Raw genomic sequence first — 26,422 nt, 5'->3', positions numbered from 1 at the left:
CCGGCGGCGGTGGATCGTTCGAAAAAATGGCGCGTTCCTCTATTCCGCCGCCTCCCTGAATGCCTCGGTTTCTTCGTCAGCGAGGTCATCCCCCATGCCGCCGGCGTCCTCGTCAGCCTCGTCGGCGTCTGCCGTCGTCTCGCTCGACGACAACCATTGCGAAAGCTTCATGGCGTCAGGCGCAAAGCGCACTGCGGGATGGACGAAGCGGCCTTCCTTGAAATGCTCAACGAGTGCGGCGCGCGTGTCCTTCACGCGCTGACGCGGCAAAACGGGCGTGTCCTTGCACGAAGCCTCGAGCGCTGTGCGCGACAGGCACGAGAGGAAGTCCTCCGTGCCCATGTTCGGCAGGAAGGTGTCCGCGCCGACCACCGCGCCGGCGACGCGGGCGACGATGCCACTATTAGTAGCGTTCTCCCGGCACGAGAATACGTCGACCAGCATGGTGCGCGCCGCGACACGAAGCGTGTCCATGTCGAAGGAGAGCTTGCCGGCGCCGTCGAACAGTGCCGCCGCGTTCTTCGCAAGCCGGCTGTGGCCGCAATAGCTCCCGCCGCTTCCCGTCGTCACGGACACGTTCTGGCCCGCGAAGGCGAGGATCAGCAGCGCCATTAGCGTGTCGTCCTCGATCGGCGCGCGGCTGAGCGCCTCGCGCAGCGCGTCGGTGCGGTAGTCGCCGATCATCTCGATGCCCTTGCGGGTCACGTCGGGACGTGGCTTCGAGACTTCGCCAACATCGTCCGGAGCGTTGTCAGAACCTGAGCCGGTCTTACCCTTTGGCTTCTTCGCGGCAGGCATGCGGTAGTGCACGGTCTGTACGCGGCCGTCGCGATCGAGATACATCGCCGTGCAGTTGGACTTCACCGGCTTGCCGTCGACGCGCTCGGCCTTCGGCGGCAGCTTCACCTCGCCGTAGTTGGTGGTCTCGGCGATAATGCCTTTCTTCGGCAGGTTGGCCGTCATCCACTCCTGCTGCGCACCGAGGAAAGCCTCGACTTCTGTGGTGTAGCGGCTATCTTCATCGGCGGGAGCGAAGAGATCCTCGACCCAATGAATGCCGTAGGCCTTCGCGAGGTCGTCGCCGAAGCTGGCGTGACGAGCAAACATCCGGGTCTTCTGCAACGCCTGGGCGACGCTCCACCACGAGACCTGCGGATCGGCCTTCGACGGCTTGTGCTTCTTCCAGACCTCCTTCTGCTCGTCGAGCGATGCGGCAGCGATCGTGCGGAGCTGTCGCTCGTCGGGCATGTCGCCCTTGGCCATGTGGTCGAGCATCGCCGGCAGCACGTTAGCCAGCAAACGTAGTTTCCTGATCTGACGCACCGGCAGCGCGAGCGCAACGCCGATCGCCTCCTCCGTCCAAGCGAGCGCGACCAGACGCTCGATTGCGCGCCACTGGTCGACCGGGTTCAGCGCCTCGCGCGCGATGTTCTCGACCATCGAGCGCATGGCGCCGTTGTCGTTCGCCGCCTCATCGACGAGCACGTCGATCTCCTCGAGGCCCGCGGCGATCGCCTGCTTCACGCGGCGGTGGCCGGCATTGATGACGTAGCCGTTGCCGCCGCCCGTGTCCGGGGTGATCACCGGCGGCTGGACGATGCCGACGGCCTTGATCGTGGCCAGCAGCAGGGCGTCAGCCTGGGGCGTCGACTTCGTCTGACGCATGCGGTCGGCATTCTCCTTCAGCGCGCGCGGATCGACCTTGATGAGTTGCATGGGAAGGCTCCTTGTGGGGTTGCGGACCGGCGCTGCCGGCCACCTCTCGTCTTCTTCCCGAAGACACCCCTGGGCCCTGCGGAGCGGACGGGCCGGTGCAACTGCGGCCGAGCATCCCTGGCCGGCAGGCCCAGCGGGGCAAAGCCCTGCGCAGGGCGACGGGCAGGGATCGCGCAGGCGGCGGTTGAGCGCCAGCGTCGACGGCCTGCCCGATCTGCGAGCGGGCCTTCTCCCTTCCTCTCTCCTCATTTTTTTTCATGCGGCCGCGGCCAGCTCACCAGCGCTTTCGCTGTCCTCCGCCAAGGCCTTCTCCACCTCGGCCAACAGCCGGCGCTTTTCGGCAAGCTCGGTGGCAAAGGCGAAGTCCCCGCCATCGCGGGACTCGTAAGACGCAAGCCGTCGGCGCGCATCGGCCAGGCGTTGGCGGTAGCGCTCCCGTTCGCCCTCGAAGTTATCGAGGGTGTGCTCGAGGCGAGCGATCGCACCGGGTGGCGTGACCGTCACCGGCAACTCGATCTCGTATTCGGCGCCGGTCCGCAGCAGCATCGTGGTGTAGCGATAGCCGTCCCGGCCGATGCGCTCTCCGCTGTACGCGACGTCGAAGCCGCCGATCGACGCGATGACGGTCTCACCTTCCTGCTGAAGCTGCACCAGCGTCAGGATCTCTTTCATCAGCGCGCGGCCGGCGAGCTTGCGCGCGACATGAGGATCTCCCGTCACCGCCATGGTGAAGGCGTCACCGGCGGTCGGGATACGACGCTCGATGTCCCGGCCGATCTCGCCGATGCGACGGATGGAGAGCTCGATGTCGCGTTCGGCATCGCGCATCTGCCGCCGCACCGCGTGCTGATCGTCAATGTGCGCAGCCCGCAGCCGTTCGAGCCGGGCGATGTCGGCTTCGAGGCCAGCTTTCTGCATCAAGCGCGGGTCGCCCGACGCGATGGCCTTTGCCATGGCGAACTGGTTGGCCTGGCTCTCTCCCATGTCCTCAAGCCGACGGATCGAGGTGTCGCCGGAAAGCGCGGCAGCGATGAAGCGGGCCTTGCGCTCGTTGTTCTGCCACATCTGCGCATCGAGGCTGCCTTCGGTCGCGTAGGCGAAGATGTCTATCTCGTCATGCTGGTTGCCCTGCCGCACGATCCGGCCCTCCCGCTGCTCGATCTGCGACGGAAGCCAGGGCACGTCGAGGTGGTGCAATGCCTTCAGCCGAAGCTGCGCGTTGACGCCGGTGCCCATCGTATCGGACGAGCCGATCAAGAAGCGGACCTTGCCGGCGCGCACGTCGCCGAACAGGCGCTGCTTTGCCTCCGACTTCTTGTAGTCCTGCATGAAGGCGATCTCGCCCGGTGGCACGCCGCGGCGGACCAGCTCGTCGCGGATCCAGCGGTAGGCGGAGAAGCCGCGGCTCTTCTCGACGCTGATGGTGCCGAGATCGGAGAAGATCATCTGCGCGGCACCGGGCAACTCGAAGGGTTTGCCATCCGTGCGCGTGTAGCTGCTCTCGGCCGTCTCGTTCCAGATGCCGAAGGCGTTGCCGACAAGCAAGTTCAGCTTGTTGTCGGCCTCGTTGTCGCTATCCGGAACAACCAGACGAAGGTCGATTGCAGCGTGGCGGCCGTCGGTGATGACCGACAGCAGGATGTCGTCGCCGGGCTCCGGTGCGCGGTCGCGCTCCTCGATCGCCTTGATGCGCTCGCCGAGCAGGGTCTGGTAGCGCTTGAACGCCGGCGACGGCTTTGCGGTGAGGATCTGCCGTTTGCCGGTCGACACCGCCGGCACCTTCACGTACTGACGCAGGTCCTCCGGCATCACCACGTCCGCGAAGGAGCGGAACATGGCGATGAGCTCGGGCACGTTGACGAAGGTGGCGAAGCGCGTCACCGGCTTGTATTTGCCGGAGGGCTGCAGCTCAAGTTCGGTCGTGACATCGCCGAATGTACTCGCCCAGGCGTCGAACTCGTGCAGCCCGCGCTCGAGGAGCGCCGCGTAGCCGAGATAGCGCTGCACCGAGAACATCTCGCCGATCGTGTTGGTGATCGGCGTGCCGGAGGCGAGCACGAGCGCGCGGCCTGGGTTTTTCGTCTCGATGAAGCGCGACTTGACGTAGAGGTCCCAGGCGCGCTGCGAACCGTTCGGGTCGACGCCCTTCAAGGTCGACATGTTGGTCGCGAAGGAGAGTTTCCTGAATTCCTGCGCCTCATCGACGATGATCTGGTCGACGCCGATCTCGGAGATCGTCAGCAGGTCGTCCTTGCGGGTCGAAATCGACTCCAGCCGCTCCTTCAGGCCTTCCTTCAGCCGTTCGAGCCGCTTGCGCGAGACCCGGTCGTCGCTCTCGACCTTGGTCAGCAGGGTTTCGTAAAGTTCCAGCTCGTCCTGGATCAGCTGTTGCTCGAAGGCTGAGGCCACCGCGATGAAGCGGAACGCGCTGTGCGTGATGATGATCGCGTCCCAGGTCGCGGTCGCAGCGCGCGCGAGGAAGCCGGTGCCGCTTGTCTTTGGTAAAATTGGTCTCGTCGGCGACGAGGATGCGGGCGTTCGGGTAGAGCGCGAGAAATTCGCGTGCGGCCTGCGCCAGGCAGTGGCCGGGCACGACCAGCATCGCCTTGGCGATCAGGCCGAGCCGGCGCTGCTCCATGACGGCGGCGGCCATCGTCATGGTCTTGCCGGCGCCCACCGCGTGCGCCAGGTAGGTCGAGCCGGCCGAGACGATTCGCCAAATGCCGCGCTTCTGGTGCCCATAAAGAACGAAAGCGCCAGAGGCGCCCGGAAGCTTCAGGTGCGAGCCGTCGAAAGCTCTCGGCGCAATGTTGTTGAAGCGGTCGTTGTAGACGCGCGCAAGGCGGTCGGTGCGGTCTGGATCGGACCAGATCCAGTGCTGGAAGGCGTCCTTGATCTTTTGCAGCTTGGTCTTGGCGGCTTCGGTGTCGACGATATTGAGGACGCGGCGCTCGCTGTCGCCGTCCTTGACCGTGTCGAAGATCTGTGGGACGCGGCTGTTCAGCGCGTCGGCGAGAAGCTCGCCGGCGTGCCGGCGGTCGGTGCCCCACTCCGACGTGCCGGCCGCCATCCAGCCGAGCTGACGTGCCTCCACGGTCCAGGAGGCGAGCTCGGGCATGTGATGGATCTTGATGTCGGCGTCCATCGTCTCCTTGACGAAGGCGACCACGTCGACTGCCGGAATCCATGGCGCGCCCAGACGCGCGGTGATGTCAGAGGGCTTGAGGTCTGCGGGCTGCACGCCTTGCAACGCCGTGACGTTGCGCTCGTACGAGGGGTCGAGCGCGGCCGCCGCGGCAGCAGCCTTCAGCTTCTCGCGGACGTGTCCCGACAGGTAGGAGTCCGCCGTCTGCCACGAGCCGTCCGCTGGGTCGCGGAAGACGGCGCCGCCGAGTTCGGCGACGACGTCGTCGCGGTCCCGGTGCAGCAGCTCGGCGATGTGGTCAATGTCGACGTGGCCACGCTCGTTGAGGACGACGGCGAGCGCGTCTGCCGCGCTGGCGATTTCCGGGGCAGCCGGCGGCGCGATCACCCGCTCGGTGAAGAGCGGCCCGGGCTTCGCGGTGTTGGTCTCGAGGTCGTAGTCCTCGATCGAGGCGACGAGCCAGCAGTCGGGATCGTCGAGGAAGGGCTGCATGTTCGGCCGGCGGTGCGTCTCGCGCACCTCGCTGGTCTCCTCGTCCTCGGCGGTCGAGACCGTCGTGAAGTTGATCGGGCCGAAGTCCCGAACGAAGTTCGACCAGGCGATACGCAGCCTGACCTGCGCGTCCCTCCAGGGCCGGTCGAGCTCCTGCGCCTTCAACACCTCGCGCACGGCGTCGCGGACCGGAATCAGCTTCCTGATGATGCGCACGTGCTTTTCCGGGATGCCCTCGGCGCTGCGACCCTTGCGCGATTTCACCACGACGGGCTTACCGTCGACGACCTGCATCAAGCCGTGGGCCTTGTCGAAGAAGTAGCTGCCCTCGCGCACGCGGCGATCGGCAGGCCAATCGCCGTCAGATGGATCGCCGGCTTCTTCCAAGACGGGATCAATCACCTCCGGCTCGCCGTCGTAGACGCCTTCCGGAAGAAGGCCGACCGCGGCTTTGAGCGCCGCTTCGAGATCCTCATCCTCGCGCGGCAGGCAGGTGTAGGCCTCGCCGAAGCGACCAGACGCGAGCGCGTGCGCGCCGAGCACGAAATCCGGCCGCTGCGCGAACCATCGGTTCACGCGGATCGCGCTCTCGTCTTCCGCCGCCGGCCGGATCTCGTCGAGGTCGAGCCACGACAGGTCGCCTTCCGCGTCGCCGACCTTGCGCTTGCGGAAGAACAGGATGTCGACGACGACGTCGGTGCCGGCGCTGGCGCGGAAGCTGCCCTCGGGCAGGCGAATGGCCGCGACCAGATCGGCCGACTTCGCGATGTGCTCACGCGCCGAGGCGTCCGCCTTGTCCATCGTGCCGGAGCTCGTGACGAAGGCGGCGAGGGCGCCGGGCTTCACGAGGTCGATTGCTCGCGCGATGAAATAGTCGTGCAGCCGGAGGCCCATCGACCCGTACGCGCGATCCGAGCGCACGGTTCGGTCCGAGAACGGCGGATTGCCGACGGCGAGATCGAAGCTGGCCGGCAGCTCGGTGCGTGCGAAATCGCCTGCGACGATCCGCGCCCGCGGCTGCAGCAGCCGGGCGATGCGTGCGGTCACGGGGTCGAGCTCGACGCCCGTGACGTGGGAGGTCTCGCGTAGTTCATCCGGCATCAGCGCCGGAAACAGTCCGGTGCCGACGCCGGGCTCGAGCACGCGGCCGCCGCGCCAGCCGAGGCGCTGCAGGCCTGACCAGATCGCGCGGACAATGAACTCGGGTGTGAAGTGGGCGTACTGGGTGCACCGCGCCAGCGAGGCGTAGCCGGCGCCGTCGATCGCGTCCTCGAGGTCGGCGCCGATCTCCTCCCAGCCCTGCGCGAACTCGGATTCGCCCGGCCGGCGGAAGACGCCATTGGCAAGCTCGGAAGCGCCAAAGCCCGTGAAGCGCATCAACTGCCGCTGCTCGTCCGGCGAGGCGGGCAGCTGCTCCGCTTCAATCCGCACGGCGAGCCGAATGGCCGCGACGCTGTCGCGGGCGCGCTGTTTCCAGCCCTTTGCCAGGCCGCGGTCGCCAGCGAGGTGGAAGTTGTCGCCGCGCTTCACGGCATTCGGCTCGCGAGCCCGCGCGGGGGTGAACGCCGGCGCGGCGGGAGCCGGGGCCGACGGCGGCGGGTCGCGGTCATGGTCGTCGCCGTCCAAGTCGGCGGCGAAGGCGGTGACGCCGAGACCGAGACCCGACGAGAGGGCTGTGTTGCCGAAGAGGTCGATCGTGAAGGGGTCGTCCTGAGCCACTGGAAATGTCCTTCTGCTGGGCGCGTGCAACCGCGCGCGCGAGCGGGCTGTGGCGGACGGCACGGCGTTGCGGGGTTGAGGCGAGGGCCGGCGGAAGGCCGGGTGCCGAATTGCGAAGCCCGGCGCATGGCCGGGCTGCTTGCAGGTCAAGGAGGGCGCGCGCCCAGCTAGGCCGCGACTGCCTCCGGCAGGTGGCGGAGCTGCACCGGCAGTTTCGCTGCGATCTCCGCTTCGGTGAGTTCGTCCAGCAGCTTCAGCGCGGTGCCATGCCGGCCGGCGTAGACGAGCACGGTGCGGCGGCCGCGCACGGCGGCGGGCCAGCGCTCGCCGGCATAGCCGCGGTAGTAGTCGTGCGTACTCGACCAGATGTGCTCGAGCCGCTCTTCGCGCGTCATCGCGCGGACGGGACGAGACTCGCGCTCGATGATCGCGGCCTTCATCCGCTCCGGCGACGCTCTGTCCGACAGGTCGCAGTAGCCGTGGAACCAGCGCATCTGCCCGTCAATCAACGGTGACAGGAAAACGCTTGTCACGCTTGCCGTCATGAATTCACGCATTGCGAACATATCGCCTCGCATCCACAGTGGCGGCAGGATCTCGAGCATGTAGTCGTGTTCGCGCTCGGCGAGCTCGAACCATTCGCCAGCGAAGAGTTGGGCGGCGTCGCCTTCGGCCATCGCCGGATCGCCGCGATGCCGGTTGAACATGCCGTACATCTCGGGGCGCGTCGCGACGCCCTCGAAGACTTTACGGATGGTGGGTGAGGTGTGCATCGGCGGCTCCTCTTGGCCTGGCCGGACTGAAGCGCGAGCGATCGGCGTGATCTCTTCGTTCACTTCAGTCCTTCATCACACCTCCTCGCCGGCCGCATCGAAGGTCCGGCGGGTCAAGGGCCGCGGAACGCGGGCGAAGCTTCACCCTTGACGCGCTGGCCGGGCATGCGGCAGCGGTTTACCCTCTTCCTATTTTCTCCCTCTTTATTCGGACTTCCCCGTCGCATCGCTCAGGTGCAAGCCTCGCCATCGCGATCATGCGGGAGCCTTGACGCCGCAGCCACCCGCGAGGTCCGCAGCGTCGGGCGGGCCTCCGCCGTCGACTTGCTCAGCTGTTCTCCGTCTCTTCGCCAGCCCCGTCAGATCCTCATTCCAGTCGCCGGCGCACGGTCGCGATCGCGCATAGTGCACGCTCGCTTCCGCGGCGATGGCACGAACGCGATCAGCGTAGACGTCACCCTGTCGATTGTTGTCGGTTGCTGCCACAAGCCGGGCGTTGGCGCGCATGGCCAAGCTGCGGATAGCTTCATCGGTCGCCGGCGACCAGCCGCCTCCGGTGCTGACATAAAGGGTGTCGGAGCGGTGGACCTCGATCGCGGCGAGGCTCATGGCATCGATGGCCGCCTCAGTAATGCAAATCCGCTCGGACCTGGCCGGTCCGAAGCGAAACAGCTCCTTGGCGCCGTCACTGGCGAAGCCGCGCCATGCCGGTCCACGCTCCTCCCACCCCGTGAGCACTCCAGCAGAATCGCTATGTGCCGCCCACATACTGCCCTTTGGCCCCTCACGCAAACGATCGCAGACGACCGCCTGCCTCACGATATCGGCCGGCAGCCCGCGTTCATCGGTGAGATAGCGCCAGGCTCGCGAGCCGGGGCGCGGCTTGACACGATGTCCCCACCGCTCAGCAATAGACCCAAGCGCCTTCGGCGTTGTCGGATGCTGCCACGCCGGTGTGCTGGGGACGAAGCCAATCATTTCCGCAACACGGTCGCATGCGTCAAAGAAACCGACAGATCCAAGATGTTCGGCGAGCGAAAATACGTCCCCTTTTGCCGGCGACAACGGGTCGAACCAGCCGCGGCCTTCGTGGATGACGATGATGATATTGCTGTCGCGGCGATATTTGATCGCGCGTCGTGTGCTTTCCTTGACGTCGACCTTCCAGCCGTCTTTCTCCAGCAGGGCCGCGCAGCCAACCTTTTGGCGCAGCTCTTCGATTTCTCTCTTGTCCATTTGTCTGCACCGGACTCGCGCAGGCGGGTCCGCCCCTTCTTCTGTTGGACTCTCTTGCTCCTAGCCTTGCGGAACATCCCCGACCGGCCGCGAAGCCTGCCGAATGCAAGGGCGCGCTGACCAACGGTCAGTCGTCGCATCGTCAGGCGCGGCGAAGCCTCCCTTGCATTCGGCATGGCGCCAGCGGCAGCCGGTCACCCGGCTCAATGAGCCGGGCTCCAGGGGGCGTATTCATGAACGATGGCGTCCTGATCGCCGTCGTACTCGCTGGAGACCATCACGCCGAATTCGTTATCAGCCTGGAAAAGAATGACCGGCACCATGAGCGTGCGAGCCAGATCGAAGGCATGGTTCTGAGCGAGAGTAAGATTGTGCGACATTGAAGGCTCCCGTCTTGCGGCGGGGACCATCCCCGCTCGACAGGCGCCGACGTGTTCGGGGGCGGCTGCGGTCACCTCGAGAGGCGAAGCCGAAGAGGTCGCACGCTTGCGTAGCTAACCCCTTGCGGGTTGATCGTGAGCTATCGCTGAAAGTTGGTGACGGCGGGAATCGGGAAGGCGGCATATCGTGGGGGTGCTTGACGCCTCCACTTCTCCACCGAAGGAGCGATATGCCGTGTCCAAAGATAACATCATCAAGTTGATTCAGCCAGGAAACGTCGACGATCAACTCACCGAAATCTTGCGCAATGGGGCGCGTGCTCTGTTGGCCCAGGCGGTCGAGGCCGAGGTCGCGGACTTTCTCGGCAAGCATGCCGATTTGAGGACTGCGGACGGCCACCAGCGCTCGTGCGCCACGGTCACCTGCCGGAACGCGAGGTGATGACCGGTATCGGTCCGGTCGGCGTCCGCCAGCCGCGTGTACGCGATCGCGAGGCGGAGGCTACCGATCCCGACCGCATCCGGTTCTCTCCGTCGATCCTGCCGCCCTACATGCGCCGCTCGAAATCGATCGAGACGCTGCTGCCGATCCTTTACCTGAAGGGTATCTCCACCGGCGACTTCTCCGAGGCTCTGGCGGCGCTGCTCGGCAAGGATGCTGCCGGGTTGTCGGCATCCGCCATCGGCCGTCTGAAGGACGGTTGGCTTGACGAACACACCGCGTGGCAGAGGCGCGATCTGTCGGCGAAGCGCTACGTCTACATCTGGGCCGACGGCATCCATCTCCAAGCACGCCTCGAAGACGAAAAGCAGTGCATCGTGGTGCTGATCGGCGCGACGCCGGAAGGCCGCAAGGAACTGGTCGGCTTCACCGATGGCGCCCGCGAGAGCGCGCAGGACTGGCGCGATCTGCTGCTCGACCTGAAGCGGCGCGGGCTCGGCGTGCCGCCGCGCCTCACCATCGCCGACCGCCGACGGCGCGCTCGGGTTCTGGAAGGCCGCCGGCGAGGTCTGGCCGAAAACGCGCGAGCAGCGCTGCTGGGTACACAAGACCGCCAACGTGATCGCCAAGTTGCCGAAGAGCCAGCAGCCTAAAGCCAAACGCGCGTTGCAGGAGATCTGGATGGCCGAAACCAAGGCCGCCGCCGAGCTGGCGTTCGACGCCTTCATCGAGAGCTATACGCCCAAATACGAGAGGGCGGCCGACTGCCTGAGCAAGGATCGGGACACGCTACTGGCGTTCTACGACTTCCCGGCCGAACACTGGAAACACCTGCGGACCACCAATCCCATTGAAAGCACCTTCGCTACCGTGCGCCACCGCACGATCCGATCGAAGGGCTGCCTGTCCAACAGAACGGCGCCCGCGATGGTCTTCAAACTGCTTGAGGCCGCGCAGAAAAGCCGGCGTCGTCTCGATGGCCACAACCAGTTGCCAAAACTCGTTCTCGGTGTGACATTCAACGACGAGATCGAGCTCATCGCCAAACCGACTGACCGTCAGCCCATAACCGCCGCCGCCTGACCGGCCGCGCCGTCACCACAATTTGGCGATAGCTCGTTGATCGTAGAAGGCCGTACCTGAACCAAGGAAAGCCCATTCGAGAGCGGGGTTGGTCCTTCAACGGAAGCATGGTCTGCCAAAACGCACATATTTGATCCCGCGGATAACCAAGCCGAGCCTGCTTTGCGAATTGTCCCATTCAAAGCACTCATGGTCGTCGGCATCGCACGCACGCACGCATGGATAAACTCCCGGTCCGAGTACGTGTGAAGCTGCTTCCGATTAGATCAGCAGGTATTGTTGTTCGGGGATTCGGGCCGTTTGCGTCAGGGATGGCAGCTTATGCCGGGCTCGGCATAATAGAGAGCGTTTTTAGATTGGCGGCGCGGTACCGAAACTTCAAAGTGCGCAGCTGCGAGTGCGCCGGTAATCTAAAAACGTGTTGGACGAAGCCGCCTAGCGCGCAGCTGCCGCTATGGAAATTGGATGCTGCTTCCCGATGGACAGCGCCGTCGCCGGGGCTTCGGGGACATGCTGGATGCGGTCTTGATGCGAAACATTCTAATCGAGATATGGTCTCCCGGACGAAAGGACCGGCGACGCCAGCGCCTGGAGGGCTCGATGTCGGAGGCGTGACAATAGGACGCCTGCTGTCTGCCTTGGCAGACGGAAAGCACGATGATCAATGAGTTGAAACGCCCGACCGTCATGAAGTGTCCATAAGAGGTGGGTCGTGTGACGCAACGGGCGCGAGCACCTCGATGCACACCATCTGCCCTTGACGGCAAAAGGGACATTCTCGCAGGGAAACTCCGGTCAGCTCCTCGACCTTGTCGCGATAATCGCGCCCTTCCTTCGGTTTTACCGGCGTATCGGACTGCTGCATTCCGAGCAGTTCGCGGCAGCGGGCGAGCTTTTGCTTGCGGTAGCGGTTGCCCATGAAACCGTAATAACGGATGCGCTGAAATCCCTCGGGCAAGACATGGACGAGGAAACGCCGGATGAACTCCCCGGCGTCGAGCGTCATCACCTTTTGCCGGTTCTCGTTGCGATAGTCCTTCCACCGGAAGCGTACCTTGCCATCCTCGATATCGACGATCCGGTTGTTGGCGATTGCCACCCGGTGTGTATAGCGTCCGACATATTCCAGAATCTGCTCAGCGCCCGCGAAGGGTGGCTTGGCATAGACCACCCAGTTGACCTGGCGGGCGGGATCCAGATAGCGCCGGAATGCGACGGGATCGTGCAGCCGTTCCAATGACGAAAAGAATCGCAACTCACCGGCATCGAATGCTCTTTGCAGGCCTTCGAGAAACAATCGCCGGAAGAGTCGGGAGAGCACGGCGACTGGTAGGAAGAAGCCGGGACGACACGCGATCCAGCGGCTCCCGTCAGGCGACAGCCCGCCGCCGGGCACGACGCAGTGGAGATGGGGATGATGGCTGAGATTCTGACCCCAGGTGTGAAGCACCGCGAAAAACCCGATCTCCGCGCCGAGATGTCGCCGATCGGCAGCAATGGTGCGCAAAGTCTCGGCGGCTGCGTGGAACAGGATCTTGTAGACCGTGCTGGCATTCTGGAAGGCAATCGCGGCGATCTCGTCGGGAACGGTGAAGACGACATGGAAGTACTGCGTATCGAGAAGCTCTTCCCGCCGAGCCTCGATCCATTCCGCTCGGGCGAGCCACTGGCACTTGGGGCAACTGCGGGAACGGCAGCTGTTGTACGCGATCCGTCGTTCACTACAGCGGTCACACTGTTCGACATGCCCTCCGAGCGCCGACGTTCGGCAGCGCTCGATGGCAGCCATCGCTGCGCGTCGTTCGGTCGATAGCGAGGCCCGGTGCTGCTCTCGCCAGGCAGCACCGTAGCGACGGAATATATCCGCGACCTCCGGACTTGAGCGGCCCATGAGGTTGGCCGTCAGAAATGTTCGGGCGTTGGCGGCGAGGAAGCCTTGGGGATTGGGCGCGGCAGCAGTTCAAGCGGGCTCGTCGCCGCGCAGACCTTGTTGGTAGCGATCCGCAAATATTGGGCGGTCGTCGACAGGCTGCGATGGCCGAGCAGGAGCTGGATGGTGCGGAGATCGGTTCCGGCTTCGAGCAGGTGCACCGCAAATGCGTGCCGCAGCGAATGCGGCGTCACCGGCTTGGAGAGTTTCGACACCCGATGTGCCTTGCGGCAGGTGGCATCCACGGCGCTTGTCGATATCGGTTCTCCAGTAACGGCGCCGGGAAACATCCAACCCCCGGTGGGTCGCACGGCGCGCCAATAGTCCGTCAGCACCTCCAGCAACCTGGCCGATAGCATGACGTAGCGGTCCTTCTGTCCCTTGCCTTGTTCGACGCGCAGCACCATGCGCTGGCGATCGATGGCCTCAGGCTTCAGGCGGGTCGCCTCGGAAATACGCAGGCCGGCGGCATAGCATGTCGTCAGGATCGCCTGGTGCTTGAAGCTCTCGATGCAGCCAAGGAAGTGCAGCACCTCCTCGGGGCTGAGAATGACGGCCAGTGTCTTTGGCGCCTTTGGGCACGGAATGACCTGGTCGAAATCCCAATCGAGGCCGAGCGTGACGCGGTAGAGGAATCGAAGCGCTGCGACGGTCACGTGCACCGAACGTGGCGCCAGCTTTTTCTCGTTCGTCAGATAGACCTGGTAGGCTCGGATATCCTCCGGGCCTAGCAAAGCCGGCGATTTAGCGAAATGCCGGGCGAACTGCGAAACCTGCAGCAAATACGAATCCTGTGTGTGTGTCGCGACAGGTTGCGTACCTGCATGTCTTCCATCATGCGTAACCGAAGCGAGGTCATAGCGAACTCCTTGGCAAGGGGGACGCTGCGCGCGGGCAGCAACACCATCTTGCCAAGGGCAAGCGCGTCTGAAATGGAATGGATTACGTCGCTGTACGGGTGGTGTCGGGGTCAGAGACACGGGCTGGCTTCAAGGGGGATACCCCACGCTCAACACGGATACCCTCCCGCGGAGCGGGTTCGTCCAAGCGTCCTTATGCCGAGTGCTCGATTATGCCGAGCACCCGGCTTTATCGCGTCGGTTCGCCTAAGGCGTCGAGCAGTTTGGCACGCGTGACTCGGCATAATCACAGGGTAGCGAGAAACGCCATGAGCCTGTCCGTGGGTCTGTAGCGAGAGAATCTCCCGGGTACAGGATCGAGCCTTTCGAGAGCCTTTTCTTTGGTAGCCAAATCGGCGGTTATGTAGATGTTCGTCGTCTGGATGCTCTCGTGACCGAGCCACAAAGCGATGACCGCAAGATCGCCCCCCGACTGGAGCAGATGCATCGCGGTGCTATGGCGGATGACGTGTGGCGACACCGACTTGTTCGCTAAACTTGAACAGGACGCCGTCGCTTTGACGACAGCTCGGCGTAGAATGTAGTCGGCTCCATCGCGTGACAGTGGCTGGTTCCGAGCGCTTGGAAAGATGATTGCATCCGGCGCGTCGTCGATCTCGCGAAGCCATCCACGCAAAACGCGAGCTGTTTCGTCCCAGAGCGGGATGACGCGCTCCTTCCGGCCCTTTCCCAACAGCTGGATATTTGCGTGGCCGGCATCGAGATGCAGCTGACGGCGTCGTAACCCAATGATCTCGGAGATTCTGGCCCCTGTGTTGTAGAGAGCCAGGAGCAATGCGTGATCGCGTCGACCCGACCATGTGCTGCCGTCTGGCGCAGCAATCAACGCTTTCACCTCGGCGCGCCTAAGGAAACCGACAAGCTTCTTTTCAAACCTCTTGTTTGGGATCGCCATGATCCGAGTTGCCATTCCCAAACAGCTCGGATCGTGGAGGGACAGGAAGCGAAAGAAGCCTCGAAAGGCTGCGAGCCTGGCGTTGCGAGAACGGACGCTGCAGCGACGATCGCGTTCGACATAGTTTAGGAACGCGAGGATGGCATCGGCATCGATCTTGGCAATGGGAAGGGCAGTCGGCGCGATCCCGGTCGTATCCTGCACAAACTGTAACAGGAGGCGGAAGGTGTCGCGGTAAGAAGCCACTGTTCGAGGGCTGGCATGTTTGTGCACAGTCAAGTGCTCGGCGAAGAATCGCTGAAGGTGCGGACCAACAAGAGTGACAGGTGCACTCATCCCTCGCCTCCCGCCGAACGATCGAGTGTAAAGCGCGTTCCGGCTGCTCTCAGGAGGTCCGGTGTGGCGGAGAGATACCAGTAGGAGCTCTCTGGCCCAACATGACCAAGATAGACCGCCAGCGTTGGCAGCAGTGATTGCACGTCCAAACCCGCGCTGTGCCACTCGCACAACCGCCGCACTGCAAACGTATGGCGAAATGAAGTGAGACATGGGCGGCGATCATGCGTGTTCGCCGGCGCGATCCCAAGGCTCTGGCACAGACTCGCGAACCAACGTCCGAGATCGTGGACGTCGAGCGGACGGCCATCCCGATTGACGAACAGTCGATCGCCCCAAGTATCACGCTCGTGTGCACGTCGTTCCTCACAATAGCCACTTAGGGCCGCAGCAACAGTCGCATGGATCGGCACAAGCCGCGATTTATGGAACTTCGTTTGCAGAATTTGAAGATGGGGGTGGGCATCGTCGAGGCGCACGTCCGCCATGGTCAAACGACACGCTTCGCCTACGCGGATCCCGGTGCTTCCGAGCAGACCAAGCATTGTTGACAGCACGATTGGTCGAATCGGTACACGCGAGTGTGACCGTCTGGCCGAGTTTATAAGAGTCGTCGTCTCCTCGTCGGAGAACACATACGGCCGACGCCGCCGACCTGCGGCGATGACGCGCGGGCCCGGCACTTCTGTTCCCGGAATGATCGCAGCCAGATAATTGAGAAAGCCCCGGACGAGGATAAGCCGATCGCCTCGCCCCCTGATGCCGCACGTCGCAGGCGCGTGATCCCATGCCCATGAGACCGCAGTCGCCGCTCGAATTGGAGATCCATCGGTCGCGCCGATGTTCTTGGCGTAAGCGATGAAATCTCGTAGCCCACGCCCATGTCTCGTGTTTGTCAGGCCGACAGCCTTGCGGATCGCCAGATAGTCATCGACGTGTCGCTCGAATTCCAGCGGACCGGTCATCGCGCACCTCCGATCCATGGCATCGAGACGCGCGATAGTGTGGCGAGGTCGAGCTTGGCGTAGATGGCAGTGGTTTGGAGGCGTTGGTGGCCTAGCAGGTCGGCAACCTCGCTGAAGCTTGCACCGCCGTTGATCAATCGGCTCGCTGCCGTATGGCGCAGCATATGCGCGCCGCTAAGCCGACCGAGCGGAATCCCAGCACGCCTCAGGTTGCGCTTGACGATCTGGGTGATCGCAGTGGTATTACTGAGGCGGCTGGGCGGATTGTTGACGCCTATGAACAAGCCGCGACCCGACCCAGAGGGGCGCTCCTGTTCAATATACGCTGCAAGCGCCGTCCCTACATCCTGAGGTAAGGGCATCGCCCTCTCGCGGTGTGACTTGCGAATGCGGGTACGAATGACACCGGCTCGCCAATCGATATCGTCGATCTCCATTGCAATGATCTCGGCGCAGCGCAACCCCAACTGCACGGCCAGGAGTAGTATTGCCCGATCGCGGCACGGCGCTTTGCTGGTCATAACCGCGTCGAGTAAGCGCGAAATGTCGTCGGCTGATAGGCGCCGCGGTAAGCTCGCATGCGCCGCCAGCCGCGTCCTCGGAATCGCGCGATCGAGCCCGCTTGGTACGATGCCGCGCCAAGCTAGAAACCGTAGGAATGACCGAACCGCGGTCACCGGCACTCCGCGGCCACACCCCTTCTTCGATGCCGCTTCCTCGCAGATGAAGCCAGTGATCTGCTGAACCGACAGCGTGGCCCATTGGTCAGTGTTATCAAAACAGGCGGCAACGAACCGGCGTACGACGCGCCAGTATCGTATCCGCGTCGCCGCCGCACCGGCGACGTCACGCAAGTAGCAATCATAGCTGTGCAACCATGAGTTAGCATCGATCTCGGATTGGAAATGCATTGTTGTTCTCTCCCGTGGCCAGGATGGCCAACCGGGAAAGCTCTTGGATTATTCGAGAAAGACCCTGGATTATCCCGAGTCGTGCACAGGAAATTGCTCGATTCACTAACGAATCGACGCGATAAAGCCGAGTGCTCGGCATAATCGAGCACTTGGCATAAGGCAGCCCGCAAGGGGGAAGACCCGCTTGCGGGGCTTCAGCGCAGTCAACAGCCCGGCCCGCAGGGCGACGCCCATCCTGCTCGAAGACACTGCGAGCAGCGATCCGCTTTTAGCTGAATACCGCAAATGATGCGCGCCGAACTCACTTGATGAGGCCGCTGCACCTCTTTGGCACGCTCACTCGGGTTAACCGCCGATCTTGAGCCATGCTTGCCAACCCTCACGGCTGTTCTATGCATTACGGGAGCAATCCCTGCCGAAGCGCGAGGGCCACAGCGTGTGGAAGGGTTAGTGCGGCAAGATTTCGCCTGGCATTGTCCAGATGAAACTTCACGCCTCGCGGCGTGACGTCAAGAAGCTCCGCAATGTCCTGCATCGTCTTGCCGTCAGAGATCCACGCGAGACACTGCCGCTCGCGCTGGGTTAGTGGGCTTCCTATCCCGCCTGATGACGTACGTCCGATCTTGGCACTCACGTGGGCATGGAAGTTGAGACCCACCGTTTGCAACATGTCTTGTGAGGTCTCGATGAAACGCTCGAGCCCAAGGCTGCGGTCGTCCACCGCGAGCGTAAAGGCCGCGACCTGGTTTTGGCTTGCGGGCATGCGAACCGTCAGACCGGTCCTGATCTTGAAGCTGAGCGCATCGTCAAATAGTCGGCGTTCTCTCGGCGACTTTGCGCTTCGCGCCTCACGGCCATCCCACAGCAGCATCCGGCTTGTGTTTCGCGGTTCCTGAAGAACGGGATCGATGTTGTCGTACCCTTCGCGAAAATAGTGACTTGTCCAACTCTTCGGATAGGAAGAGATCAGTTTGGGGCCGTTCGCACGGTGGCCAAAATAGGCGAACCAGCGGAAACCCAATGCATGCGCAGTTCGTTCCGCGACTCGCCGAAAATCATCTTCCGTATGGGCAGAGTGAAGACAATCGACAAATTCATCGCATGCTCGTTTGACACCTTTCATTGCGCCCCTTTTTTGAACTGTTCTGAATTCCCTAAAGCGAACAACGCGCTTGATTCGCGCGCTGCGTGTGGGCGTGTATTGCGACGTTGCGGCAGCTTTGCGGCAAGAACAATTCCAAAACGCCCTGTCAGAACTGACAGCGCAACGCTGTGATCGTGCCTGCTTTCTTGATCTCGAAGCTGTGATTCGTAAGCAGGAGGTTAAGAATGAAGGTCATTGTGCGCTCGCGTGCGGCGCTTCTGCGCGATTTTGAACTGGCGACAGGAATGCATCGTCTGCGAGGGCGCGTGTTCAAGGAGCGGCTCGACTGGGATGTCTCTGTCGCGGGCGGATTGGAGATCGATCAGGACGACTCATTCAAGCCGACTTATCTATTGGCGCTCGAGCAGCGCGAGCTGGTCGGTTGCGTGCGCCTGCTGCCCACTACTGGACGCAACATGCTGGCGGATACGTTCCCGGTGTTGCTGGATGGCCACACGGCACCGAATGCAGTCAAGATCTGGGAGAGCTCGCGCTTTTGCGTTGATACCAAACACGTCGCGGTGACAGCTGAGAACGGCTTGCGGGAAGCAACGTACCTGCTCTTTGCGGCAATGATTGAATGGGGCCAGCAGCTCGACCTGCAGGCGATCGCGACCGTCACTGATCTGCGCATGGAGCGCATCCTGCGCCGGGCCGGATGGCGTCTCGACCGCCTCGGCGCCCCCCGTCAAATCGGGACGACCAAAGCAGTGGCTGGACTGTTGCCGGTCACCAATGACGCTCTCGGCGCAATCCGAGCGGCCGGGAAGATTTCGGGGCGTGCAATTGAAGCGCCGTCAAGCCTTCCGCTCGCGGCATAGCGTCCGCGTCTTCAACTCCCGAAACAAAGTCATCAACAATGGATCCAGCTGCATTCTCAGCTCTGGTCGAACAGTGCGCGCCGACGCCGAACCTCTTGCGGCCGCTAACGGCAATTGTGCGGCAAGCGAGCTCGTTCGAGCCGCTGCTCATCACAATTCAGGGGCGGAAACCGATTCCTATTCAGGCAAGTGACCGTGACGAAGCGATCCAGCTCGCGACTGAGGCCATTACCGCCGGCCAGTCGGTCCAGACCGGTCTCGCGCAACTTGATGCAGATGAAACCAAGCAGGCCGGGTTGACGGCTACCACGACCTTCGACGCCTGCAAGCATATCGCGGGCCTTGGCAGATTGTTCGAGGCCCGATTGCAAGCGGCAAGGGTGAACGCCGCGGGCCGCGATCAGGCTATTGCCAGGGTTGTTGCGAGCTTTGCAGCCAAAGCTCCCCGAACAACGCCCGAGCCCCGTACCCTGCCGGCCGATGCTGCCGACATTTCCAACGCTGACATGCCGACAAGCAACATGCCAGCTCGCTCCGTCAGGGAGCGCCCGAACTGGGACGTCTACCGCTCAGGTCTCGGCACATCAGCCTTCGTCTATGAACGATAAGGGATTCTTCTGTTCCGCCCTCAACTCATCACCGCGGTCCGGGCTGGTCCGGCTGCAGTGCCAATCGGAGCCGTGCCATGACTTCTCCTCTTAAACACTCTGCTGCCCTGCTTTGCATGGGGGCCGTACTCAGCATCGCCTTGGTTGAGCCGGCGCTGGCGCAGACGGCAAACATCGAAGGCGTGTTGCAGAACATCGTCAACATGCTGACCGGCAACGTCGCGCGCCTGCTGGCGACGCTGGCGGTCATCATCGTCGGCATCGCCTGGATGTTCGGCTATCTCGACCTGCGCAAGGCCGCCTACGTCGTGCTCGGCGTCGCCATCACGTTCGGCGCCTCCGAGGTGGTCTCGACCTTGACCGGAGGTCGCTGATGATCGAGGCCGGGCGTCTCACGGAGGACACCTTGTTCCTCGCCTGCACGCGGCCTGCCATGGTCGCCGGAGTCACCATGGAAGCCATGGCGCTCAACGTTATGTTTTCCTGCATCCTGTTCCTGGTAGCCGGGAGCATCATCTACGGTTTGGTCGCGATTCCGATCCATGGTCTTTGCCGCATCATCTGTCGGCATGACCCCAATATGTTCCGAATTCTGCTCGCCTGGATCGAAACCCGTGGACGCACGCGTAACGCGTTATTCTGGGGCGGATCATCCTGCACACCCCTCAAGCTCGTTCGGCGATATCAAGCACGAGACCTCGGCTATGCGTAACACGGCGCTCACAACCCGGGAGATCGGGCCAGATGTCTACCTGCCGTTCGGGCGGCACGTCACGGATACGGTGATTAGTCTCACGACGCGAGCGCTGCTCACGGTGATCCGGCTCGACGGTACCTCGTTCGAGACCGCCGAGACGGCGGACCTGAATGACCTTCACGCCAAGCTGAATCTCACTCTACGCAATGTTGCGGATCCGCGGCTGGCGCTCTGGACTCATCTGGTGCGGCGCCGGACGTCAGACTATCCAGACGGGGCATTCCGATCGATCTTTGCAGCTTCGCTCGACGCGCAATATCGCGAGCAGCTTCGCAAGGCAGCGCTATTTCGTAATGATCTCTATCTGACGCTGGTTTGGCATCCTGCTCGCGCCCCCGCCGATGCCGCAGCTGCGTTCTTCAGGCGGCTTGGCCGGAGCGCTGCGGCTTCCATCGAGGTCGACAGCGACGCCTTGAAGCGGCTCAACGATGCGACGCGGGATATGGTCGCGGCATTGGAGCGCTACGGCGCTCATGCTCTCGGATTGGCCGAGCGCGACGGCATCACCTTCTCAGAGCCAATGGAGCTACTCCACGCCGTGGCCTCCGGCGAGTGGATGCCAATGCCGTTGCCGCAAGGGCCGATCGGCCCCGCACTCTACTCAAATCGTGTTATCTTCGGCCGTGAAGCCATTGAAATCCGCAGCGCCGGCGGCTCGCGCTTCGCTGGCATGTTCGGACTCAAGGAATATCCGGCGTCCACCCGGCCAGGCCTGTTGAACGCGCTGCTTTCCGCGCCTTTCGAACTTGTCGTCACGCAATCCTTCGCGTTTTTGTCGAAAGCCGACGCCAAGACGGTCCTGACACGCAAGCAGAACCAGCTGGTCTCGGCTCAGGATCCGGCGGCCTCACAGATCGACGAGCTCGGTGACGCGCTCGACGATCTCGAATCCAACAGGTTCGCACTTGGGGACCATCACCTGTCGCTGCAGATTTATGCCGCGACGCCTTCACAGCTGCAGGATCACATGAGCGTGGCGCGGCGCACTCTGGCCGACGCGGGCGCCGTGGTGGCGCGCGAAGATCTCGGCCTTGAAGCGGCTTATTGGGCGCAGCTTCCCGGGCTGTTCAAATATCGCGCACGAACTGGGGCGATCAGCTCACGCAATTTCGCGGCATTCTCCCCATTCCACACCTATCCCACAGGACAGCCTGCCGGCAACCACTGGGGGCCAGCGGTTGCGATGCTCAAAACCGCATCCGGCTCGCCGTTTTATTTCTCGTTCCATCACGGCGACCTCGGCAATACCTTCATCTGTGGCCCCTCGGGGTCCGGCAAAACCGTCGTGCAGAATTTCCTGCTGTCGCAGGCCGAGCGGCTCGGCGCCACTTACGTCTTCTTCGACAAGGACCGCGGTGCGGAGATATTCGTTCGCGCCGCCGGCGGCACTTATCTGACACTCCGCAACGGCGTTGAGACCGGCTGCGCGCCGCTCAAGGCGCTGGAGCTGACGCCAGCCAATCTTTCGTTCCTGGGCGAGCTTGTCCGGAAGCTCGTAACGCCAGACAACCGTCCGCTGACCGTGATCGAGGAGGAGCGGATCGATTCCGGATTGCGAGCCCTTGCTCACTTGCGGCAGGCGGAGCGCTCGTTCGGAGCGCTGCGGGCTTTTCTGGGCCAGCAGGATCGCGAAGGAATCGGCGCTCGCTTGGAGCGATGGTGCCGAGGCGCTCCTTTCGGCTGGGTGCTGGATGGCGAGCAAGATGCAATCGGGCTAGACGCCCGGTTCATCGGTTTCGACATGACCGATCTGCTTGATCATCCGACCGTTCGCACGCCGCTCATGATGTATCTGTTCTATCGGGTCGAGCGCCTGATCGACGGCCGGCGCCTGATCATCGACATCGACGAGTTCTGGAAGGCGCTTGGCGACGAAGCATTTCGGGATCTCGCCAACAACAAGCTCAAAACCATCCGCAAACAGAACGGCGTCATGGTGTTCGGCACGCAGTCGCCGCGCGACGCGCTGGCCTCCCCGATCGCACACACCATTGTCGAGCAATGCCCGACCCAGATTTTTCTGCCGAACGCGCGGGGAATGCGCTCGGACTATGTCGACGGCTTCCATCTGACCGACACCGAATTCCGCCTGATCAAGGAGGAGCTCGCGCCCGAAAGCCGGCGGTTCCTGGTCAAACAAGGCCACAACTCGGTGGTGGCGGAGCTAGACCTCGGCGGGTTCGATGATGCGCTCGCCGTGTTGTCGGGACGGACGGAAACTGTCGAGCTGCTCGATCGCGTCCGGGCGGAGGTCGGCGACGATCCAGCCCAATGGCTGCCCGTATTTCAAGCGGAGCGGAGGGACGTCCGATGATGGTTCAGCGTATCCCGGCAATCTTCACCTGCGTGTCTATCGTGGCCCTCCTGACGGCATTTCCCGCAGCAGCGGAGATTGTGTTCGATCCGAGCGTCTATGCACGGCAATTCGAGCAACTGACGGAACTGAAGAAGCAGGTCGATACCCTGACGTCGCAGCTCAAGGTGGCGCAGGATCAACTGAACCAGGCCAAGCAGCTCTATGACAGTTTCAACAAGCGGACCAACGCCAACGACATTGGCGCGCTTCTAAACACGCCCCAGTTCCGGAAAGTGCTGCCCCAACAATTCTCTGACATCGAACGTCTCGTGGCGGGGCAGGGTGGCGGCAACTTCGCTGACGCGATGAACCACTATCTTTCACAGAACCGCACCTATGCAGGCAATAGTGGCAATTCGTATTACCAGAGCGAGCTGGACCGGATCGCACGGCAGACTGGCGCCAAGCACTCCATGGGCCAGGCGGTCTACGACACCGCCTCGCAGCGTATCGATGCGCTCGAAGAATTACGAACACGCATCAGCTCGGCAGCCGACGTCAAGGAGACTCTCGATCTGTCGGCGCGGCTGCAGGCCGAACAGGCATTGCTGCAGAACGATGTGCTTCGGATGCAGGGTCTTGCGATGATCCAGCAGGCCCGCACCGACATGGATGGCCAGCGGGAACGCGAGAAGCAAGAACAACTGGTTGATGAAATGAAGGCGGCTCTGCAATGAAATTGAACACGTCCATAGTTGCACTGTCTTTCGCCGCTGTGCTTACGGGCTGCAACGAGGCCGACCAGAGTCAGCGCATAAATACGGTCGGCTGGTATCTCGACCATCGGGACGAGCTTGCGGCGGCTCTCAACACGTGCGGCGACAATCCCGGGGAGTTCGCAAAGACGCCGAACTGTATCAATGCGAACGAGGCTCGCAACAAGATTACCGTCCAAGAGATGGAAGACGCCCTAAAGTAAGGATCGCCGCGATGGCCATAAACGTCTTTGACAGTTTTCTGAAGGAGTTCGAGCAGCCGATCACGACGTTCGTGTCGACCTCGGTATCGAATCTTGCCTCCTACATTGATGGTCCTCTTCGCACGGCCGTGATGCTCTATGTCATCCTCTACGGCTTTGCGGTGATGCGGGGCGCAATCTCCGAGCCAATCATGGAGTTTGCCTGGCGGGCAATGCGGATCGTAGTCGTGGTGCTGCTAGCGACCAACTCAAGCGCGTTTCAGCAATACGTCACGGGGCTGTTCTTTGATTCCTTGCCGAAGGAGATTGGCAATGCGTTGGCTGGTGCTGGACTGAATACCAATTCGGGGGTTCCGTTCGATCAGCTTCTGACCAAAGGAATTGACGTAGCAAATAAGATCTACAAACAGGCCGGACTGACCAACATCGCGCCAGCGCTGATTGCCGCCATTCTTCTGGTCTTTGTCGCGGTTGGTTCCTTCTTACAATTTGCCATCCTGCTCTATGCCAAAGTTGGTCTGGGCGTCGTGATCGCGCTTGGGCCGCTCTTCATTGCGCTTGGACTATTTGAGGCCACGCGCCCGTTCACGGAGGCCTGGCTTCGGCAGGTCGCGAATTTCGTGATCCTGCTGGTGCTGGTGGTCGCTCTGGTCGGGCTGATGTTGACCACCGTCAGCGGCTTCATCGACAGGTTCGCTGCAAACGCCGGCACGGCCGGCGAGATGGTGGTAGCTGCGGTCGCCATCAGCGCGGTGCTCGGTCTGTCCGGATACATCGCGCTTCAACTGCCGGTCATCGCAGGCGGCCTCGCCGGGGGTGGCGCTTCGCTCGCAAGCCGGCTGGTCACGAGCCCAATGATTGCCAACGCGACGGCCGCAGCCGGCGGCGCTTATGCCGGCGCGCGCTGGTCAGCCAGCCGGGGTCTCGCCGCACTAAGAGCGAGCCGGCAGGGCGGCAGTATGCAGCGCACCCGATCGCAGGGGACCGCCGCGACGTAGACAATCATCGCCGGCAACAGGCGACAAAGACAAACAGGGGCATCAGAACGATGTGGCGTCGACTATTCATCATCTGCCTAATCGCAGTTCAGCTTGGCGGCTGCGCGAGCTGGTCAAAGGGACCGCCATCATGTGATGGCCAGGCTCGGCGGCCGCTCAATCGTTCGCTGTGGGATTGGGAGACGGGTACGCCATTGGCGACGCCGGAGCCGCCTATTCCGCCGTCCGCACCGGCACCAGACATCCGCAAGGGTGAGATCGCCCCGGCAGCGCCCTCCACGCAACTGGCTGCATCAGACCACCAGGCCGCCATTGCAGCCTCTTACCGCGCTTGCGGCAAGGAGGCATGAGATGGTCGGGCACGATGAGCTGAAAGCCTATTTCGACAATGCGCGTCGATGGGAGCAGGATCTGTTGCTGGCGGCCCATCGCTCGCGCAGAACGGCATGGGTGATTGCCGCGGGCGCCTGCGCATTGGCGATCGCCTCGCTCAGTGCGGTCGCGGCACTGGCGCCGCTAAAGACGGTCGAGCCGTTCGTGATCCGGGTCGACAATGCCACCGGCATTGTGGACACCGTCTCCGCCCTCAGTTCGACGCCGGCGCGTTATGACGAAGCCGTCACCAAGTATTTTCTTGGACGCTACGTTCGGGCGCGTGAAGGTTACAGCTACCCCGAGGCAGAAGCCAATTTTCGGACGATTTCGCTGCTCTCGGGGCAGGGCGAACAGGCCCGCTTCGCGGCATGGTACCGCGGCTCCAATCCCGAAAGCCCCCAGGCCGTTCAGGGCCGTTTCGGGGTCGCCACAGTACGGATCAAGGCGATCTCGCTCCTGGCCGACAATGTGGCCTCTGTGCGTTTCATGAAGGAGAGCCGCAAGGGCGAGGAAACCCGCATCACCCACTGGATCTCCACCCTGACGTTTTCCTATGCCAACGCGCCAATGTCCTCCGCCGACCGTCTCATCAACCCCCTCGGCTTTCTGGTCTCGGAATATCGCGCCGATCCGGAGGTCGTGCCATGAAGTCTTTCGTTCTCTTGATGACCTTTGTCCTGGGATTCGCGGAGCCGGCTTTTGCGTTGCAACAGCCGTCACCCGGACAACATGATGCGCGCGTGCGAACCGTGACCTACGATCCAGCCAACGTGGTCCGGGTCAACGGCGTGATTCGGGCGTCAACCCAGGTGTTGTTTGCCGACGATGAGGAGGTCGCGCATGTCGCAATCGGCGACGCGATCGCATGGGAGGTCGCACCGGCGGGCTCAATCCTGTTCCTTAAACCCCGGGAGAAACATCCGCCAACCAATCTGCAGGTCGTCACCACGCGCCCTGATGGCCGCAAGCGCTCGTATCAGTTCGAGTTGTCGATCGCCGAGACGACTCTGGCGGACAGCTATTTCGTCGTCCGCTTCGCCTATCCCGGCGACGAGATCGAGCGTCGGCGTGCGGAGGCGGCCGCCCGTGGCGCGGAGCGGGAAGGCGCGCTGATCGACCAGACCTTTGACCTGCATCATGCCTATGGCGCCCGCAACTGGCGCTTTTCAGCACAGGGCTCGGTCGACCTCGAGCCCGAAGCCGTTTTCGACGACGGCAAGGAGACCACGTTCCGCTTTGCAGGCAACCGCGAAGTCCCCGCGATCTACCTGATCAACTCCGACGGCTCGGAGAGCCTGGTGCCCAAGGATGTCCGCGGCGAGCTCGTGGTGGTCCATGCCACGGCGCGGGAGTTTCGGCTGCGCAAAGGCGACACCGTGCTCTGCATTTTTAACGAAGCATTCGACGCGGTGGGAATTAATCCGGGCACCAACACCACAAGCCCGTCTATTGAGCGGCGGGCGAAGAAATCAGCACCAACTCCAAGGCCACGATAGGC

General features: G+C 62.8%; 19 protein-coding genes and 3 pseudogenes. 11 read left to right on the top strand and 11 right to left on the bottom strand.

The window, feature by feature from the left end:
• Positions 1–39 precede the first annotated feature (39 nt).
• The 5 genes and pseudogenes from WDM24_RS43755 to WDM24_RS43735 form a co-directional block, all read right to left on the bottom strand.
• Positions 40–1,716, bottom strand: coding sequence for a ParB/RepB/Spo0J family partition protein (locus WDM24_RS43755; protein ID WP_176396341.1), 1,677 nt, complete (start codon positions 1,714–1,716; stop codon positions 40–42).
• Between the two features lie 255 nt (positions 1,717–1,971).
• Positions 1,972–7,072 (bottom strand): annotated as a pseudogene (locus WDM24_RS43750) (helicase-related protein).
• Positions 7,073–7,239: 167 nt separating this feature from the next.
• Positions 7,240–7,845: a DUF1419 domain-containing protein gene (locus tag WDM24_RS43745; RefSeq protein WP_338832700.1), complete on the bottom strand. Its 606-nt coding sequence runs from the start codon at positions 7,843–7,845 to the stop codon at positions 7,240–7,242.
• Positions 7,846–8,100: 255 nt separating this feature from the next.
• On the bottom strand, positions 8,101–9,081 hold the full coding sequence (locus tag WDM24_RS43740) for a DUF3991 and toprim domain-containing protein (protein ID WP_338832680.1): 981 nt from the start codon (positions 9,079–9,081) through the stop codon (positions 8,101–8,103).
• Between the two features lie 203 nt (positions 9,082–9,284).
• Positions 9,285–9,461, bottom strand: a complete 177-nt coding sequence (locus WDM24_RS43735) for a hypothetical protein (RefSeq protein WP_176396339.1) — start codon at positions 9,459–9,461, stop codon at positions 9,285–9,287.
• Positions 9,462–9,696: 235 nt separating this feature from the next.
• On the opposite strand from WDM24_RS43735, the pseudogene WDM24_RS43730 reads away from it, so the two are divergent.
• A pseudogene (locus WDM24_RS43730) lies at positions 9,697–10,986 on the top strand (IS256 family transposase).
• 685 nt (positions 10,987–11,671) lie between these two features.
• Here the strand turns inward: WDM24_RS43730 and WDM24_RS43725 are convergent.
• The 6 genes and pseudogenes from WDM24_RS43725 to WDM24_RS43700 form a co-directional block, all read right to left on the bottom strand.
• A complete protein-coding gene (locus WDM24_RS43725; RefSeq protein WP_176396338.1) occupies positions 11,672–12,877 on the bottom strand; it encodes an IS91 family transposase in 1,206 nt (401 codons plus the stop codon).
• Between the two features lie 11 nt (positions 12,878–12,888).
• Positions 12,889–13,775, bottom strand: a pseudogene (locus WDM24_RS43720) (tyrosine-type recombinase/integrase).
• A 287-nt stretch (positions 13,776–14,062) separates the two neighbouring features.
• Complete coding sequence (locus WDM24_RS43715) at positions 14,063–15,067, bottom strand: site-specific integrase (protein WP_207841077.1); 1,005 nt, start codon at positions 15,065–15,067, stop codon at positions 14,063–14,065.
• Positions 15,064–16,032 (bottom strand): tyrosine-type recombinase/integrase, encoded by a 969-nt coding sequence (locus tag WDM24_RS43710; protein ID WP_338832679.1) that lies wholly within the window; start codon positions 16,030–16,032, stop codon positions 15,064–15,066. The genes WDM24_RS43715 and WDM24_RS43710 overlap by 4 nt, the downstream gene beginning before the upstream one ends.
• A complete protein-coding gene (locus tag WDM24_RS43705; RefSeq protein ID WP_176396335.1) occupies positions 16,029–16,943 on the bottom strand; it encodes a tyrosine-type recombinase/integrase in 915 nt (304 codons plus the stop codon). Before WDM24_RS43705 ends, WDM24_RS43710 begins: the two co-directional genes overlap by 4 nt.
• Before the next feature lie 400 nt (positions 16,944–17,343).
• Complete coding sequence (locus WDM24_RS43700; protein WP_166217536.1) at positions 17,344–18,069, bottom strand: helix-turn-helix transcriptional regulator; 726 nt, start codon at positions 18,067–18,069, stop codon at positions 17,344–17,346.
• 206 nt (positions 18,070–18,275) lie between these two features.
• Here WDM24_RS43700 and WDM24_RS43695 point away from each other — a divergent pair, with 206 nt between their 5' ends.
• From WDM24_RS43695 to virB9, 10 genes are all read left to right on the top strand, one after another.
• The gene (locus tag WDM24_RS43695) at positions 18,276–18,911 is read left to right on the top strand and encodes an acyl-homoserine-lactone synthase (protein ID WP_338832678.1); all 636 of its coding nucleotides are present in this window, start codon (positions 18,276–18,278) and stop codon (positions 18,909–18,911) included.
• Positions 18,912–18,949: 38 nt separating this feature from the next.
• The gene (locus tag WDM24_RS43690) at positions 18,950–19,519 is read left to right on the top strand and encodes a lytic transglycosylase domain-containing protein (protein WP_166217530.1); all 570 of its coding nucleotides are present in this window, start codon (positions 18,950–18,952) and stop codon (positions 19,517–19,519) included.
• 77 nt (positions 19,520–19,596) lie between these two features.
• A complete protein-coding gene (locus WDM24_RS43685) occupies positions 19,597–19,893 on the top strand; it encodes a TrbC/VirB2 family protein (protein WP_025038371.1) in 297 nt (98 codons plus the stop codon).
• Positions 19,893–20,231: a type IV secretion system protein VirB3 gene (locus WDM24_RS43680; RefSeq protein ID WP_176396332.1), complete on the top strand. Its 339-nt coding sequence runs from the start codon at positions 19,893–19,895 to the stop codon at positions 20,229–20,231. Before WDM24_RS43685 ends, WDM24_RS43680 begins: the two co-directional genes overlap by 1 nt.
• Entirely contained in the window at positions 20,224–22,590 is a 2,367-nt protein-coding gene (locus WDM24_RS43675; protein ID WP_208074048.1) for a VirB4 family type IV secretion/conjugal transfer ATPase, read from the top strand. Before WDM24_RS43680 ends, WDM24_RS43675 begins: the two co-directional genes overlap by 8 nt.
• On the top strand, positions 22,587–23,309 hold the full coding sequence (virB5, locus tag WDM24_RS43670) for a P-type DNA transfer protein VirB5 (RefSeq protein ID WP_176396331.1): 723 nt from the start codon (positions 22,587–22,589) through the stop codon (positions 23,307–23,309). Before WDM24_RS43675 ends, virB5 begins: the two co-directional genes overlap by 4 nt.
• Positions 23,306–23,551: an EexN family lipoprotein gene (locus WDM24_RS43665; protein WP_207841071.1), complete on the top strand. Its 246-nt coding sequence runs from the start codon at positions 23,306–23,308 to the stop codon at positions 23,549–23,551. Before virB5 ends, WDM24_RS43665 begins: the two co-directional genes overlap by 4 nt.
• Before the next feature lie 11 nt (positions 23,552–23,562).
• Positions 23,563–24,549: a type IV secretion system protein gene (locus WDM24_RS43660; RefSeq protein ID WP_207841069.1), complete on the top strand. Its 987-nt coding sequence runs from the start codon at positions 23,563–23,565 to the stop codon at positions 24,547–24,549.
• A gap of 351 nt (positions 24,550–24,900) precedes the next feature.
• Positions 24,901–25,572: a virB8 family protein gene (locus WDM24_RS43655; protein ID WP_166217509.1), complete on the top strand. Its 672-nt coding sequence runs from the start codon at positions 24,901–24,903 to the stop codon at positions 25,570–25,572.
• The gene (gene virB9, locus WDM24_RS43650) at positions 25,569–26,420 is read left to right on the top strand and encodes a P-type conjugative transfer protein VirB9 (RefSeq protein ID WP_207841067.1); all 852 of its coding nucleotides are present in this window, start codon (positions 25,569–25,571) and stop codon (positions 26,418–26,420) included. Before WDM24_RS43655 ends, virB9 begins: the two co-directional genes overlap by 4 nt.
• Positions 26,421–26,422 lie beyond the last annotated feature (2 nt).

Source organism: Bradyrhizobium sp. 27S5, assembly GCF_037217225.1.
Classification (GTDB): domain Bacteria; phylum Pseudomonadota; class Alphaproteobacteria; order Rhizobiales; family Xanthobacteraceae; genus Bradyrhizobium; species Bradyrhizobium septentrionale.
This window is presented reverse-complemented; position numbering and strand designations above follow the sequence as displayed.

Coding starts and splice junctions, on each gene's coding strand:
- WDM24_RS43715 (WP_207841077.1), bottom strand. CDS start 15,067: ATGAGTGCACCTGTCACTCTTGTTGGTCCGCACCTTCAGCGATTCTTC.
- WDM24_RS43705 (WP_176396335.1), bottom strand. CDS start 16,943: ATGCATTTCCAATCCGAGATCGATGCTAACTCATGGTTGCACAGCTAT.
- WDM24_RS43755 (WP_176396341.1), bottom strand. CDS start 1,716: ATGCAACTCATCAAGGTCGATCCGCGCGCGCTGAAGGAGAATGCCGAC.
- WDM24_RS43735 (WP_176396339.1), bottom strand. CDS start 9,461: ATGTCGCACAATCTTACTCTCGCTCAGAACCATGCCTTCGATCTGGCT.
- WDM24_RS43745 (WP_338832700.1), bottom strand. CDS start 7,845: ATGCACACCTCACCCACCATCCGTAAAGTCTTCGAGGGCGTCGCGACG.
- virB9 (WP_207841067.1), top strand. CDS start 25,569: ATGAAGTCTTTCGTTCTCTTGATGACCTTTGTCCTGGGATTCGCGGAG.
- WDM24_RS43740 (WP_338832680.1), bottom strand. CDS start 9,081: ATGGACAAGAGAGAAATCGAAGAGCTGCGCCAAAAGGTTGGCTGCGCG.
- WDM24_RS43695 (WP_338832678.1), top strand. CDS start 18,276: ATGAAGGTCATTGTGCGCTCGCGTGCGGCGCTTCTGCGCGATTTTGAA.
- WDM24_RS43710 (WP_338832679.1), bottom strand. CDS start 16,032: ATGACCGGTCCGCTGGAATTCGAGCGACACGTCGATGACTATCTGGCG.
- WDM24_RS43655 (WP_166217509.1), top strand. CDS start 24,901: ATGGTCGGGCACGATGAGCTGAAAGCCTATTTCGACAATGCGCGTCGA.
- virB5 (WP_176396331.1), top strand. CDS start 22,587: ATGATGGTTCAGCGTATCCCGGCAATCTTCACCTGCGTGTCTATCGTG.
- WDM24_RS43660 (WP_207841069.1), top strand. CDS start 23,563: ATGGCCATAAACGTCTTTGACAGTTTTCTGAAGGAGTTCGAGCAGCCG.
- WDM24_RS43680 (WP_176396332.1), top strand. CDS start 19,893: ATGATCGAGGCCGGGCGTCTCACGGAGGACACCTTGTTCCTCGCCTGC.
- WDM24_RS43685 (WP_025038371.1), top strand. CDS start 19,597: ATGACTTCTCCTCTTAAACACTCTGCTGCCCTGCTTTGCATGGGGGCC.
- WDM24_RS43690 (WP_166217530.1), top strand. CDS start 18,950: ATGGATCCAGCTGCATTCTCAGCTCTGGTCGAACAGTGCGCGCCGACG.
- WDM24_RS43700 (WP_166217536.1), bottom strand. CDS start 18,069: ATGAAAGGTGTCAAACGAGCATGCGATGAATTTGTCGATTGTCTTCAC.
- WDM24_RS43675 (WP_208074048.1), top strand. CDS start 20,224: ATGCGTAACACGGCGCTCACAACCCGGGAGATCGGGCCAGATGTCTAC.
- WDM24_RS43665 (WP_207841071.1), top strand. CDS start 23,306: ATGAAATTGAACACGTCCATAGTTGCACTGTCTTTCGCCGCTGTGCTT.
- WDM24_RS43725 (WP_176396338.1), bottom strand. CDS start 12,877: ATGGGCCGCTCAAGTCCGGAGGTCGCGGATATATTCCGTCGCTACGGT.